Source organism: Pedobacter sp. HDW13 (assembly GCF_011303555.1).
In the GTDB taxonomy this organism is placed as follows: domain Bacteria; phylum Bacteroidota; class Bacteroidia; order Sphingobacteriales; family Sphingobacteriaceae; genus Pedobacter.
In genome coordinates this window covers 5346777-5360237 of the sequence record NZ_CP049868.1, presented here as the reverse complement: position 1 = coordinate 5360237, position 13461 = coordinate 5346777, and the positions used below count along the sequence as shown (strand labels likewise).

At 39.0% G+C, this 13461-nt stretch carries 15 protein-coding genes; 5 read left to right on the top strand and 10 right to left on the bottom strand.

What is annotated here, in order from left to right:
• Positions 1 to 364 precede the first annotated feature (364 nt).
• On the top strand, positions 365 to 1150 hold the full coding sequence (locus G7074_RS22315; protein WP_124560331.1) for a murein L,D-transpeptidase catalytic domain family protein: 786 nt from the start codon (positions 365 to 367) through the stop codon (positions 1148 to 1150).
• Here the strand turns inward: G7074_RS22315 and G7074_RS22310 are convergent.
• Positions 1147 to 1590 (bottom strand): hypothetical protein, encoded by a 444-nt coding sequence (locus tag G7074_RS22310; RefSeq protein ID WP_124560332.1) that lies wholly within the window; start codon positions 1588 to 1590, stop codon positions 1147 to 1149. The genes G7074_RS22315 and G7074_RS22310 overlap by 4 nt on opposite strands.
• A gap of 415 nt (positions 1591 to 2005) precedes the next feature.
• Here G7074_RS22310 and topB point away from each other — a divergent pair, with 415 nt between their 5' ends.
• Entirely contained in the window at positions 2006 to 3859 is a 1854-nt protein-coding gene (gene topB, locus G7074_RS22305; protein ID WP_124560333.1) for a DNA topoisomerase III, read from the top strand.
• 163 nt (positions 3860 to 4022) lie between these two features.
• On the opposite strand, the gene G7074_RS22300 is transcribed toward topB, so the two are convergent.
• From G7074_RS22300 to G7074_RS22260, 9 genes are all read right to left on the bottom strand, one after another.
• Positions 4023 to 4232, bottom strand: a complete 210-nt coding sequence (locus G7074_RS22300; RefSeq protein ID WP_124560334.1) for a response regulator transcription factor — start codon at positions 4230 to 4232, stop codon at positions 4023 to 4025.
• Positions 4233 to 4475: 243 nt separating this feature from the next.
• Positions 4476 to 6389: an AAA domain-containing protein gene (locus G7074_RS22295; protein ID WP_124560335.1), complete on the bottom strand. Its 1914-nt coding sequence runs from the start codon at positions 6387 to 6389 to the stop codon at positions 4476 to 4478.
• Positions 6390 to 6514: 125 nt separating this feature from the next.
• A complete protein-coding gene (locus G7074_RS22290) occupies positions 6515 to 6898 on the bottom strand; it encodes a DUF3037 domain-containing protein (RefSeq protein ID WP_124560336.1) in 384 nt (127 codons plus the stop codon).
• On the bottom strand, positions 6876 to 7667 hold the full coding sequence (locus G7074_RS22285; protein ID WP_124560337.1) for a HipA family kinase: 792 nt from the start codon (positions 7665 to 7667) through the stop codon (positions 6876 to 6878). The genes G7074_RS22290 and G7074_RS22285 overlap by 23 nt, the downstream gene beginning before the upstream one ends.
• Positions 7668 to 7845: 178 nt before the next feature.
• Complete coding sequence (locus tag G7074_RS22280; RefSeq protein ID WP_124560338.1) at positions 7846 to 8034, bottom strand: hypothetical protein; 189 nt, start codon at positions 8032 to 8034, stop codon at positions 7846 to 7848.
• Between the two features lie 367 nt (positions 8035 to 8401).
• Positions 8402 to 8944 (bottom strand): isopentenyl-diphosphate Delta-isomerase, encoded by a 543-nt coding sequence (idi, locus tag G7074_RS22275; protein WP_124560339.1) that lies wholly within the window; start codon positions 8942 to 8944, stop codon positions 8402 to 8404.
• Positions 8945 to 9781 carry a phytoene/squalene synthase family protein gene (locus G7074_RS22270; protein WP_124560340.1) on the bottom strand — a complete coding sequence of 279 codons (837 nt, stop codon included), beginning with the start codon at positions 9779 to 9781 and terminating at the stop codon, positions 8945 to 8947.
• The gene (locus G7074_RS22265; protein WP_233603891.1) at positions 9765 to 10682 is read right to left on the bottom strand and encodes a MerR family transcriptional regulator; all 918 of its coding nucleotides are present in this window, start codon (positions 10680 to 10682) and stop codon (positions 9765 to 9767) included. The genes G7074_RS22270 and G7074_RS22265 overlap by 17 nt, the downstream gene beginning before the upstream one ends.
• Positions 10683 to 10837: 155 nt before the next feature.
• Positions 10838 to 11116 (bottom strand): hypothetical protein, encoded by a 279-nt coding sequence (locus G7074_RS22260; RefSeq protein WP_039472406.1) that lies wholly within the window; start codon positions 11114 to 11116, stop codon positions 10838 to 10840.
• Between the two features lie 293 nt (positions 11117 to 11409).
• On the opposite strand from G7074_RS22260, the gene G7074_RS22255 reads away from it, so the two are divergent.
• The 3 genes from G7074_RS22255 to G7074_RS22245 all read left to right on the top strand — a co-directional run bounded on the left by G7074_RS22255 (position 11410) and on the right by G7074_RS22245 (position 13348).
• Entirely contained in the window at positions 11410 to 12150 is a 741-nt protein-coding gene (locus G7074_RS22255; RefSeq protein ID WP_124560342.1) for a LytTR family DNA-binding domain-containing protein, read from the top strand.
• 101 nt (positions 12151 to 12251) lie between these two features.
• Positions 12252 to 13064 (top strand): histidine kinase, encoded by an 813-nt coding sequence (locus G7074_RS22250; protein WP_166211452.1) that lies wholly within the window; start codon positions 12252 to 12254, stop codon positions 13062 to 13064.
• On the top strand, positions 13058 to 13348 hold the full coding sequence (locus G7074_RS22245; protein ID WP_166211449.1) for a hypothetical protein: 291 nt from the start codon (positions 13058 to 13060) through the stop codon (positions 13346 to 13348). Before G7074_RS22250 ends, G7074_RS22245 begins: the two co-directional genes overlap by 7 nt.
• The last annotated feature ends 113 nt before the right edge of the window (positions 13349 to 13461 follow it).

Genomic DNA, 13461 nt, shown 5'->3' with positions numbered 1-13461 from the left:
TTAGATTTAAAGATTTGTTTATTGCTTTTGCTTACGGAATAGATATAAATATAATCTGCGTCTTTTTCTGCGAAATCTGCTGGAATAACAAAGCGCTATATATTCAATTATTTTCCCTCGGATTTAAGATGATTAGTGCAGAATAATAGAACCCAATACATCAGCGCCTTCAGCGAAATCTGTGGAAACCATAAAGCATAAACACCACATTAAAACCAATCAACCCCCTATTCCTCAAAGCTATATCACGTCAGTTTAAGTCACAAGAGTGTAAAACAACCGCCATTTCAAACCGCATATCTCCTATCCGGGCAACATTCTAGCTAAACAGCCGTATAAATAACTCATTATCAAACAATACTGAATGAAGAAACAAATCCTTGGCATTGCTGCGATTTTTTTAGTGGGGATGAGCATTGTCGGAACAAGTTGGAAAGCCGTGGAGCTTCCACAAACACAACAACAGGCGGTAAAAAACATTGCTGCCGATAGCCTCTACAATCAATTTATTACCAATCTGTACCATACCGTTCATCTCGATTCTGCCGGATTAAACGAACAGGTTTTCGAAAAGGCACTAACCGGTTTCTATAACATGAAATATTCGGGTTTGTTAAGTGCCAAATCCATTTTAACCATAGCCGATTTTGATCAGGAAAGCACCAAAAAGCGACTGTATATTATCGATTTAGCGCAGAAAAAACTGATTATGAATACCTGGGTGGCACATGGACAAAACAGTGGTGGCGATAAGCCAGCACATTTCTCTAACAGCGTAAGCTCCAACCAGAGCAGTTTGGGGTTTTATGTTACCGGCGAAATCTATTACGGCAAACACGGTCGTTCGCTTAAATTAGATGGCATGGACCAGGGTTTTAACAACAAAGCACGAGAAAGATCAATTGTGGTACATGGTGCAGACTATGTTTCGCAGCGAACCATAAATGAACTTGGTCGCTTAGGTAGAAGTCAGGGTTGCCCTGCGGTTTCAGCTAAACTAGCCGATGAGGTAATTAACAACATCTCCGATCGCACGGTATTGTTCATCAATAACTCCGATCAGTTATACCATTCTTCCTTTTTAAACGAAACATTGGCCGCTAGCGTAGCCTTAAACCAGGAAGGCGTTTTAGCTGCACAGGTTGATTAATGGTGCTTAATATTTTTTGCATTCATATTTTTGGGCAGGAGTTTGATGAAAACAGGTGTGCATGGAGCGAGTAAATCCCATACCCATCTGTTACTATCCGCCTCCTTCTCGCCGCAATCTACCACTTCGGCTCGTTTCAACAGCTTCTTAACCAGGCTTTGAATCCACTTTACCTTTACCAAACGGTTAAAAGACAAACCAAGGTAATCGCAATACACGTGTACCAAAATCTCTACAATTAACGAGCGGTTACTAATGGCAAGCATTTGCCCAAACTCAGTTTCATAATCAGCTTTAATAGTATCTACAAGTTGGTTAAAACGAATATCTGGCCTAACACTTAAGTATTGCCATAAAGCAGCATTACTATACACCCTGATAATTTTCGGTTCGAGGCCTACTTTAATCAGTTCTCCTTCAAGTTCGTAAGTTTTATCCATTCAGGCTTAATCTGTTTTTATAATTAGAGTAAAATACTGGCAATTTGTTAATCCCATTCATATTAAATCTACAACATTGACAAATACCCCCTCTTTTGTTTGCTTACAATGCGTAAAGCCTTAATAAGCTTAAATTGTCCATTTTACTTTGAAACCTCCCTGCAGTGTGCAGCGACAAATCAAAGTAAAATGATCATTTCAGCATTATTGCTCAATTAAATCTATAAGCTGTAACGCGCTTTTTTTTGATAGAGATAACTGACACCCAAAAAACGGCTGTAAACCTTTGACATTTAACCAAATCCATACCAGGCCATTACATTAACAGCAACCTGCGGCGTATTGTGAGTAATTTTATTGAGCCCTTTGCCATTATTTTAAGCATATTTGAGGTTTGAAAAGATAAGACTATTTAATGAAGATTGTAATTGCAGAAAAGCCATCTGTTGGCCGTGAGCTTGCCAAAGTTTTCGGAGCAACCACCAGAAAAGACGGATATATTGAGGGTAAAGGCTATTCTTTTACCTGGGCGTTCGGGCATTTGCTACAATTAGCACCTCCGCAAGATTATGGTTTTATTGGTTGGCGCAAGCAACATTTGCCCATGCTACCACAAAAATTTAAACTGGCTATCCGTAAAATTAAAACCAAAGATGGCTTTGTTGATGATCCTGCCGTAAAAAAGCAGCTCGATACCATTAAAAAACTTTTTGATGAGGCTACAGAAATTATTGTAGCAACGGATGCCGGGCGTGAAGGTGAACTCATCTTCAGGTACATTTATTATTTTTTAAAGTGTAAAAAGCCTTTTAAACGCCTGTGGATTTCTTCTCAAACTGATGAGGCCATAAAAGATGGTTTCAGGAATTTAAAACCCGGAACCGACTACGATACTTTATTTAATTCAGCCCACTGCCGCTCTGAATCGGATTGGCTGGTTGGTATGAATGCCACGCAGGCCTTAAGTATTTCGGCGGGCAACCGCACAGTACTTTCGCTGGGCCGGGTACAAACGCCTACCCTAGCCATGATTTGTGCACGTTATCTGGAGATTAAGAACTTTGTACCGCAAACCTATTATCAAATCGCTATCCTGTTAAGCAAAGAAGAACAGGTTTTTAAAGCCATATCTACCACTAACTACAAGGATAAAGAAGAAGTTGAAAAACTATTTGCACTGGTAGAAGATGTGGCATCGGGTTTCCCTACCGGAGGTAATATTACTGCAGTGGAGGCCAAACCCCGAAAAGAACCACCACCGCTATTGCATGATTTAAGTAGTTTGCAACAGGAAGCCAATAAGAAAAAAGGCTATACAGCCGATCAAACCCTTAACATTTTACAGAATTTATACGAGAGCAAGCTCGTTTCTTACCCACGTACAGGCTCGCGCTATATTGGCGACGATGTATATGCGGGAGTGCCAGATTTGATTGCTAAATTTACCGATCACCCTGATTTTGGAAAACAGGCACAGTTTTTACAAACCGTAGCGTTGAACAAACGGAGTGTTAATGCCAAAAAAGTAACCGATCACCATGCGGTTTTACCTACAGGCGAGCAAGCTTACGGACTTAGTCCCGATAAACAGGCAGTGTACGATATGGTAGTTGGCCGGATGATTGAGGCTTTTCACCAGGAATGCCTGAAAGATTTAACCAAAATCACCATTCAATCGGGTGTTACTTTCGTTGCCAGCGGAACAGTAATCCGTTCGGCTGGATGGCGTGCAGTATTTAACGACCCTGAAGATGATAAAAAGGACGAAGATAACGCAGCACTGCCCAAAGTAGCAGTTGGTGAACTTTTACCGATTAACGAAAAAACGCTTTTAGAAAAGCAAACCAAACCCAAATCGATGTACAATGAAGCTTCACTGCTGAAAGCCCTCGAAACCTGCGGTAAAGAGATTGAAGACGAAGAGCTGCGCTATGCCATGAAAGATAGTGGCTTAGGCACTCCTGCAACGCGTGCATCGATTATAGAAACCTTAATTACACGCGAATACATTACCCGCGAAAAACGAAATCTGGTACCAACCAATAAGGGTCTGGCAGTATATGAGGTGGTGAAGGATAAGCAAATTGCACAGGCCGAGCTTACCGGGCAATGGGAAAAAAGGCTCGAGGAAATCCGTTCGGGCTCATCAGTAAAAGATTTTAAATCGGAAATTACCGAATATACCAAAATGATTACCAACGAACTGCTGATTGCTGGTGCATCTATATCGGGCAAAATTAACGAAGAAAAAAACCTGGAAAAAGCCTAATTAAAAACCTTTTTAATTACCTGTTCTACTGCAAACCCCATGTTTTCATCTTTTTGGATAAAACCAATGGCTCCTGCTTCTATGTAACTTTGTTGGAGAACCGTTTTGTCATTGCCGCTAAACATGCACACTTTAATATCAGGTTGAATATCTAAAATTTCCCTTACCGTATTGGAGAACTGTCTCCTTTGGGCATATTGATATCCAACAATACAAAATTAAAGGCTTCCTGTCTGAGCAGCTCGAGTGTATCGGGCAAATTACCCCTTTCTATAACGATTGGCGAGTTTAGCCATTTAGAAAAAATTCGTTTCATTAAGAGCCGCATCAGCTCACTATCATCTGCAATTAGAATTTTTATATTTTCTACCATTCCAGGAAATGTATTTTACATGTAGCTCATCCCTGCAGTAATTAGCTTAATACTGCAAACCCTGTTATGCTGATCATATATTTATAGGGAATTAAGATGGTTTTAGTAAAAATAATAATTTCAGTCTGAGTTCTTAATTATTTCATTGTAACAATTGTAAAACTTAAAATCAGCGTACTGGAATAAGTGCTTTTGAATGAAAACATACACATACTACCAAATACATTCAATCATTATTTCATCCTACAGATCCATATATTCCCATGCGCTGTGGTAAGCATCCAGTTTTTCAGCATATTCAATAAAACCGGCATAAAACGTCGATTTTGATAAGGTTGCGCTATCACCAATTACCACCAGTTTTTTCCGCGCCCTGGTCATCGCCACATTCATTCGCCGCGTATCGGCCAAAAAGCCAATAGTCCCATCCGCATTGCTTCTGGTTAAACTAATGTACACCACATCGCGTTCCTGTCCCTGAAAACTATCTATGGTATTTACGGCAATGTGATTACGATAAGGTGCCAAAACATCGTGATCTTCGATCAGGTTTTTTAAAATCTGAACCTGCTGTTTATATGGCGAAACAATAGCGATTGAAGGAAAAGAATCGGCATTATGACCAGCCTGTAAATTACCAACCAAATCCGTTAAATGTTTAACCAAAAAGGCAGCCTCATCAGGGTTCGTGGTGCTTGTTCCGTTTAATTTTTCTTCAAAACTACAGCCTGCCGTATCAATAAAGTTAATCGGGGCATCATGGGCAAAAAGCAACCTGTCGGCTACCGAATGATGTGCCTTTAAAGCATCTTTATAAAACACTTTCGATGAATAACCCATAATATCCTTATGCATGCGGTATTGCTCGCTTAAGAGCACAACCGATTCAGGATGAAGACCAGCAGTTTTTTCGAGCAAGGTATTGCCTAAACCGTTCTTCGATGCCTCGTTTGATTTTATAGTAGGCGAAAGCTGAAAATGGTCGCCGGCCAAAATTACCTTCTGTGCCTTTAAAATCGGGATCCAGCAGGCAGGCTCAAGCGCTTGTCCGGCTTCGTCAATTACAATGGTTTGATACGTTAAGTTACGTACGGTATAATGGTTTGCGCCCACCAAAGTTGCTGTAATAATCTGTGCTTTGGTAAACAGATTATCCATAATATACTGTTCTGTTTTTTCTACCTCCCGACCGATTTTATGGGCTTCATCAAATAAGGCTTTCCTTTGGTCGCGTTCTGCTTTACCAAAACTGCGCTTATATTTATGGGCCATATTTTTGTACTCGCTGGCCTGTTTTTTAAGCGCTTTAATGGTTTTCATATCCGGGTGACCAGCCATTTGATGATCAAGAGTGGCTGCAAGCAACCTTTCTGATACCCTTGCCGGATTGCCTACCCGAATTACTTTTAATCCTTCGGCAGCTAATTTTTCGGTCAGCAAATCTACTGCGGTATTGCTGGGCGCTACAACTAAAATCTTTTGATCGCTGTGCTTAGCCAGCGATTTGATGGCATGCACCAGCGTGGTTGTTTTTCCGGTACCCGGTGGGCCATGTACTATTGCCAAATGATCGGCCGAAATAATTTTATTAACCGCTAGCTGCTGCGATTCGTTTAAAGTGTTAGGAATAATAAATTTCTCCTCGCCCCGAAAGGAAGGCTTATCTCCCTGCGTTAAAATGCGGATTAGTTTATTTTCAGCTTCATTTTCGGCTAAATGGGTAGCCTGTTTCAGTGCAGCCTGCATTTCATCATAACTGTTGTTATCAAACAACAAATCAACACCTAGTTTTCCGTCTCTCGTCCAGTCGGGCAGTTCGTCTTCCCTGAAACTGATTTTCATCCTGCTACCGCTCTGATGTGTAATTACGCCCTCTATACGATCCGCTTTAGCATCGTGATTAGAAAACAACACCACAGATGATCCAAACCTGAACTGGTGAGAAAAATCCTGATGTGTAGTGCGTTCAAGTTCAACCGTAAGATAATCGCCCCTACCTATCTCCGTATTTCTGAGGGCTATTGGATACCAGGTTAAGCCCAATGCCCTCCTATCGGCCGCAGAAGTATTTTCGGTAAGTTTTAAATAAGATTGTAAATCTTCTTCGCGCTCTATATCAAGCAAATGCTGAAGTTGTTTAAAATATTCTTTTGGCAAAGGGGGTTGAATTAATTGTATGAATTGATTAATTGTTGGATTGCTATATGTTTGGTTAATCGGTTAATTGTTTGAATTGGTTAACTGATCCCAATACGCATAACGCCAGGCGCTATACGCTCCGCCTACAGCACCAGCTCCTGGTGTAACCTCAATAGTGTTTCTTCCGCATCGGTACAAAGTCCGGGGTGTACTTTAGAACATTGCACAACCGTGCTCCGTGTAGCGGTAAGCCACCTGAAACGTGAAGCCTGATCGTACTGGCCAATCGGCCCCGATCCTTTTGCGGCAATGCTTATCCTTTCGAAAGCACAAAGGTTGGCTTTCAGTTCGTCTAAATCAATTTTAGGCGAAAAGGCAAGCATTCGGGCTTCATCTACAGCAAAAATACTCTTTAAAAATTTCTGCTTCGCGCAAAACAGGATAATGCCCACATTAATAAATTCTTCGCGTTCTACCCTTGGCATCACGCGGATCACAGCATACTCAAATAAGAACTTCTCTTGCATGTTGTGCTTCCTTTATAATGGTATCGGCATGTAATAACCTGGTGGTTAAAAAATGCTCGTAAGCTTTACGGTGATCGGTGGTATTGCTAAAATTAGTTTCGCCTTCAAGCCAGGTATCCGGGATTAAAGCAATCACTGCTTCAATTTTTTCGGGCGTTAGTATGGCTTTAAAAGTTTCATTTACGGTTTCTAATTCAGTTGCCCATGGCAATAGTACATGATCTTTAACCAAATAGAATGGCTTAATGGCCTGTTCTTCCCAATTTTGCCAGGAATGGTGAAAATATAGCGAGGCACCGTGATCGATTAACCAGAGTTCTTTATGCCACACCAACATATTGGTGTTTCTACAAGTGCGATCCATGTTGGTTAAAAAGCAATCAAGCCACACAATTTGCGAGGCTAAGGTTGCATCAACAGTGGTTACCGTCGGATCGAAGGTAATGGCACCAGATAAGTAATGCAAGGCCAGGTTTAGCCCAACGCTCGCTTTTAACAAATCCTGTATTTCTTCATCAGGTTCTGTACGGCCAAAAGCTTCGTCCAGATTGGCAAATACAAGTTCTGGTACGCGCAGCCCTAAAATCCTAGCAATTTCACCGCCAATTAATTCAGCAATGAGCGCTCTTGGCCCTTGTCCGGCCCCACGGAATTTCAGTACATATAAAAAGTTATCGTCGGCCTCGGCAATGGCAGGCATAGAACCTCCCTCGCGCAATGGCGTAACGTACCTGGTTACATTTACTGTTCTTAGTTGTAAATCGTTCATAAATACGGATAGAACGACATTTTATTTATGGAATGTAGCATTCTAAACTTGCGGCAAATTTAACAGAATTAAAGCAATTATTTGGTCAAAGTTTAGTCAGCCAGAAATGCTTAAAACTTTCCGGCGAGTATTTTATTGATCTATTTTTGAGAGAAGATGTGCTTCAGGCCAGATAAGGTTAATCGTGACCAAGGTATTCATTCCCTGTTGGGGTCATCGCCGCCGACCATTGTACCGATTCGCGGTTAATTTTGATTAGGCCCAGGCTTTCCAGTTCTTCATAATCTTCTTCCATGCCGCCCAGAATAGAGGAACTCACCTGTTGATTGATTACCTCTAGTAGAGATATGATTTCTGATCTTTCCATAACAGTTAGCGATTAAATACATTTTGATTAACATAAATATAATAAAAATGTTTCCTGCTCAACCAAAATGCAACCCGGAAAAATAATTTATTTTTTCAAAAATCACCAACCTGTACTGAATAACAAAAAACGGCGATTAGGTTAAGTCACTAAAAACTAAATATATAGGTAAAACTATCTTAAAAAAAATAGTTTAGTCAGCTTAAAACATAAACTCCTCAACGTTAAGCGCTTATTTTTAAGAAAAGGCTCCAATTGAGCATTCAAGTATAATCTTAAAGTAAAAGAAATGTTAAAACTATTGCAATTTTCTAAACTACTCCTATATTTGTCCTCGAGAGCGTTAATTTAGATACGGGTATATGGCTTAGGCTGTATGCCCGTTTTTTGTTCTTGCGGTTGAGGCATGCCTTACAACTTTATCTAAACAAATCCTTAACCAGGGACTATAAGCCTGAGGATTGAGATTAATATCTTCTTTTAACGACACTAAATCCATATACTTAAAATCTTCTACTTCTTCCCGATTGATAACCGGCTGCTCATCTGTCATTCCGAAAAAAACATGATCTACCTCGTGTTCCGTTAAGCCGTTGTCAAATTCAGCCTTGTAAGTAAATTTAAAAAGATAACTAATCTCACATTCCATTCCCATTTCTTCTTTAAGTCTTCTTTTGGCCGCATGCACATTGCTTTCGCCAATTTTCGGGTGACTACAACAGGTATTGGTCCATAAACCTCCTGAGTGATATTTGCTTTTGGCCCTTTGCTGTAGTAGCAATTCGCGTTTAAAATTGAAAATAAACACAGAAAAGGCACGGTGTAATGCCCCCTCTTCATGCGCCTTCATCTTTTCCATCTGCCCCCTCGGCACATCCTCACTATCTACCAGTATAACATGTTCTTCCATTTATATTACATTTAACTTATTCCTGATGATTGAATCAAACATCAAACCAATTTTTCGCGTGTTTGAAATCCTAATCCTTTCGGTCATGATTTTTTCGGCACTTAGCCGCTTTATTTTTGTAAAAAGTTTTTTATAATAGATATAGGTTAAATACACCCCATTCCGCGAACTTGGAGGCAAAAGCTTAATACCTGCAAGTGCTGCGTCAAATTCTTTTTCTATTTCAGTTTCTATCTGTTGTTTCTGGGTATCGCAAAATGCGGCCAGGTTCACATTCGGAAAATAATTACGCTTTAAACCCTGATGATCAGCCTTTACATCACGCAGAAAATTCACTTTCTGAAATGCTGAACCTAGTTTCATTGCATAAGGCTTTAATCTTTCATAATCGGCACTATGGCCATTGGTAAATACTTTGAGGCACATTAAACCCACCACTTCGGCAGAGCCTAAAATATATTCGTTATACAATGCCGCAGTATATTTGGTTTCCGAAAGATCCATCTCCATGCTCTTCAGAAAGAGAACGATCAGTTCGTGATCTATGGTATATTGATTAACAATTTTTTGAAATGAATTTAAAATTGGATTTAAGCTAATTCCCAGGTTAATTGCTTCAAAAGTATCATGTTTAAATTTCTCGAGCAGTTTTTTTTTGTCGTAATGATGAAAACTGTCTACTATTTCGTCAGCCAAACGTACAAAACCGTAAATGGCATAAACAGGCAAACGCAGATCCCTACCAAGCATATAAATGCCGAAAGAAAAACTCGTACTATATCTTTTGGTAGTTAGCCGGCTGCAATCGGCAGATAGCTGATCAAAAATTTCTTTCATTTAATACTGGGGATTGGATAGATAGTTCAAATTCATCAAGCGTTCTAAAGCGGTTGATGTGGTCAATATTTTTTAATTCATCAATTACCTGATTATTTCCAGCCAGGTGAATCTGGGCTGAAGTACATATAGCCGATAACTGATTGATGTATTGCTGGGCTTTTACAGTTGGCTGCGTTTTCACCATAAAAAGCAATACATGATCAACATTTAAAGTATGGTAAACCTTAGCAATAGCATTTAAGGGTACTTTACTGCCTAAGAAAATAACTTGTTGCTGGTAAATCCGCAATATGTAGCTAGCAAAAAGCAGACCGATATCGTGATCTTCATACTCTGGTAAAAAAAGCAGCCACTTTTGGCCCGTCATTTTCTGAACAGCTAAATTATTAATATGGGTAAATATTTTCTGACGGATAATGTTTGCTAAAAAATGTTCATGTGCGGGACAAATATCGTCTTTACGCCACATTAAACCGAGACGTACCAGCAAGGGATAAATAACCTTACGGTAGCAGGTTGATAATCCTAAGCAATCAATACTTTCATCTAACAGGCGATGAAAAGAATATTCATCGAAAGCAATACCATGTTTCACCAACTGAGAAATACAATATTCGCTGTGGGCATCATCAGACACCGGATTAAATTCCTGATCGAGCAGCCGGTTCATTTCCCTATCAGAAAGCAAGCAGATTTTTGAAATCTTTAGTCCACTTTTAATTAAACTTACAATATTCAGCAGCCTCCTTAACTCATTATCGTCGTACAACCGGGTATTCCCCTGCGAACGCGCAGGGCTTAAAGCACCATAGCGCCGCTCCCAAATTCTTATGGTGTGCGCATAGATACCCGAAAGTTGTTCCAGATCTGAAATAGAATAAGTCATTATTTTGTTCAAATATATCGCTTAAAACTTAAACAAAAGTCAGATCCTTATTTATTTTTTTAGCACAGGCTGAAGCTATAGGATAAATCAATATCCATTAAAATTTAAACCAGGAAAAAAGAGCGGAAAGTTAATTGAAACCTAAACAATAAATATTAAGCAGGCGCTTATTTAAAGGCTTCTTCGGTAAGCAAAACTCCTTTTTCGCCATTACCAGTTTCTATTGTGTGTACGTGTTTATACGAATGGCTAAACAAGTCGTATCCATGTTCCATTTGTTTAATAGATACAGCACTTAAAGGATACTTAAAATTAGTTTGCATGCAAAGCAGGTTATTATTTGCCAATAACAAGAAATCACAATCGTAACCTCTTTCTTGCAATTCAATAACCTTTTTGGTAATTGATACATTCAACCTGTTGGTTGTACGGATTTTGTTTTTCATGAGATTTTGTATTTAGGTAATTCCGGGGATGAAAATTCGCTAATTAAATATATCTATTAATTATTACGATTCAAAATATAATATATTGTTTTACAACGAATTAAATCACACTCCTGTGTGTTTTACAATACCAAAAACGTGAAGACTACGCAGCATAAATCCGCAATTTTGATTCACATAACAAAGTGTATCATATTTATTACAAAAAGTGTTAAAAAAGGTTACGCTCCCAAAATTAATTTCTATAATTAAAAAGCATGCTTAATTTAGCTCTACTAACACACACGCACTTAATGAAACTAACATGTATCGTAATCGATGACGATATTTATGCCGTTAACGGTATAATTTCGTATATCGATGCACTGGCTAATATCCAGTTAATCAAATCGTACACAGACCCATTGCTGGCTTTAAATGAAATTACAGCTGGTGAAGCAGTCGACATTATCTTTATGGATGTTGATATGCCACTTATTTCGGGACTGGAACTTTCCAAGGTGATCAGGCACAAAACCGACAAACTGATTTTCACCACGTCGCATTCTAAATACGCATACGAGGCTTTTGAAATGTACGCCAGTGCCTACCTCTTAAAGCCTTATACCTTTGCGCGCTTTGCCGAAACCATCAATATGCTTTTTCCAAAAAGGCCAACTGCCCCACACGTAAGCCTTAAGCAAGACGATGATTATTTCTTTGTAAGAAACAAAAATGACAACAATAACCTCATAAAAGTGAGATATCTGGATATAGTTGCAGTCGAAAGTCTTCAGAATTATGTCAGAATTTTTACATTAAATGAAACCATAGTCGCATATATTGCCTTGTCCGAAATTAAAGTGATCCTCCTTAATTATGCCAACTTTGCACAGGCACACCGTTCGTTTATTATTGCAAAAAACTACATTGAAAAGGTTGAAGGCCATACGCTGAAGATGATTAATAACCTGACAATTAACATTGGCAGCAACTACCGCGACAGTATCCAAGACTACATTAAGGAAAAAACCATTAAAACTAACCGCTCTTAACGTTAAATTTTTGTTATTTTCGTATCACTAACCAATAAGCTTCGGGCTTTTTTTGGATGGTGATATATTTGCCGTTCCCCAATTTACAAGTCGTTTACCAAATGAGACTAACAAAACAAAACGAAAAAAAGTGGCCTGTTTTAAGCTGGATCATCAGTAAAAAACTCCATATTATTATCTGGCTTGTCTTTATCTTTTACGAAGCCATAATTGTGGGCTTAATTAATGGAAAATTTGGCCGTTTAGCTCCCTATGTTTTATACTATACGCTCAATATTACCACGTTTTATGTACATGCACATCTGATATTAGCCCTGGGCCTTAGCAAGCCCAAGCAAACTGCCTGGAAGTTACCTTTATTACTGGTAGCTGAAATTATTGCCTATTTCAGTATTTCAATCTGTCTTGATTATATTATTATCCACTATACCAACTACACCGGATCGAGAAGAATTACGCTCGACCTGGTATATTTCTCTGCACCGTTATACCGATGTGTTTATTTCATGTGCTTTTCTACCGGTTATTATTTTTTAATCCGTTATATTAAAGAGCGCAAAAAGACGGAGGAGTTAGAAAAACAGCGACTAAATAATCTCATTCAGCTGGCAAAATCAGAAAATGCTTTTTTAAAGGCCCAAATACAGCCGCATCTGTTGTTTAATACTTTAGATTTTATTTATCAGAATGCCCGCGAATCATCGCCCGTTGCTGCCGAAACTATTCTGTCGCTTTCCGAAATGATGCGTTATTCGGTTGACAACAACAAGGACAAGGATTTTGTACTGCTTACCGAAGAAATTAACCAGGTAGAAAACCTGATCAACCTACACCAGTTGCGCCAAAACCATGGGATTGGTTTACGTTTTTGGTACGATGATGAAATAAGGGGATTAAAATTATTCCCATGGTAGTGATTACCCTGGCTGAAAACATGTTTAAACATGGCGACCTGTTAAAGGAAGCATCGCCAGCTGAAATAAGTATAAAATTAGGCCAGGGAAAGCTAATTATTGAAACTGCCAACCTCATTAAAGAAGTTAAAGATAACTCGGGCCTACATTCAGGTTTGGAAAACATTAAAAAGCGCCTTAATTACACCTACGGTAACGATGCAGCCTTTGAATATGCCACAGGAGCTGATCACTATTTTAGAGTAACATTATCGATCATAATCCGAAAAGATAACCAGCTTTAGTATTTTTACTTGAAAATTGTGGATTTCGGTACAATTTTAAAAGAAAAGTTAATTTTCCTTGCTGAATACATAAAAATAAGATAGGATTGTTAATTTTTTCCATTTTAATGACT

Bases quoted from the DNA above. Each gene is read 5' to 3' on its own strand.
- G7074_RS22280 (WP_124560338.1), bottom strand. From the start codon at position 8,034: ATGGAAAGATCAGAAATCATATCTCTACTAGAGGTAATCAATCAACAG.
- G7074_RS22250 (WP_166211452.1), top strand. From the start codon at position 12,252: ATGAGACTAACAAAACAAAACGAAAAAAAGTGGCCTGTTTTAAGCTGG.
- topB (WP_124560333.1), top strand. From the start codon at position 2,006: ATGAAGATTGTAATTGCAGAAAAGCCATCTGTTGGCCGTGAGCTTGCC.
- G7074_RS22270 (WP_124560340.1), bottom strand. From the start codon at position 9,781: ATGAAAGAAATTTTTGATCAGCTATCTGCCGATTGCAGCCGGCTAACT.
- G7074_RS22290 (WP_124560336.1), bottom strand. From the start codon at position 6,898: ATGCAAGAGAAGTTCTTATTTGAGTATGCTGTGATCCGCGTGATGCCA.
- G7074_RS22300 (WP_124560334.1), bottom strand. From the start codon at position 4,232: ATGGTAGAAAATATAAAAATTCTAATTGCAGATGATAGTGAGCTGATG.
- G7074_RS22255 (WP_124560342.1), top strand. From the start codon at position 11,410: ATGAAACTAACATGTATCGTAATCGATGACGATATTTATGCCGTTAAC.
- G7074_RS22285 (WP_124560337.1), bottom strand. From the start codon at position 7,667: ATGAACGATTTACAACTAAGAACAGTAAATGTAACCAGGTACGTTACG.
- G7074_RS22315 (WP_124560331.1), top strand. From the start codon at position 365: ATGAAGAAACAAATCCTTGGCATTGCTGCGATTTTTTTAGTGGGGATG.
- idi (WP_124560339.1), bottom strand. From the start codon at position 8,944: ATGGAAGAACATGTTATACTGGTAGATAGTGAGGATGTGCCGAGGGGG.
- G7074_RS22245 (WP_166211449.1), top strand. From the start codon at position 13,058: ATGGTAGTGATTACCCTGGCTGAAAACATGTTTAAACATGGCGACCTG.
- G7074_RS22260 (WP_039472406.1), bottom strand. From the start codon at position 11,116: ATGAAAAACAAAATCCGTACAACCAACAGGTTGAATGTATCAATTACC.
- G7074_RS22310 (WP_124560332.1), bottom strand. From the start codon at position 1,590: ATGGATAAAACTTACGAACTTGAAGGAGAACTGATTAAAGTAGGCCTC.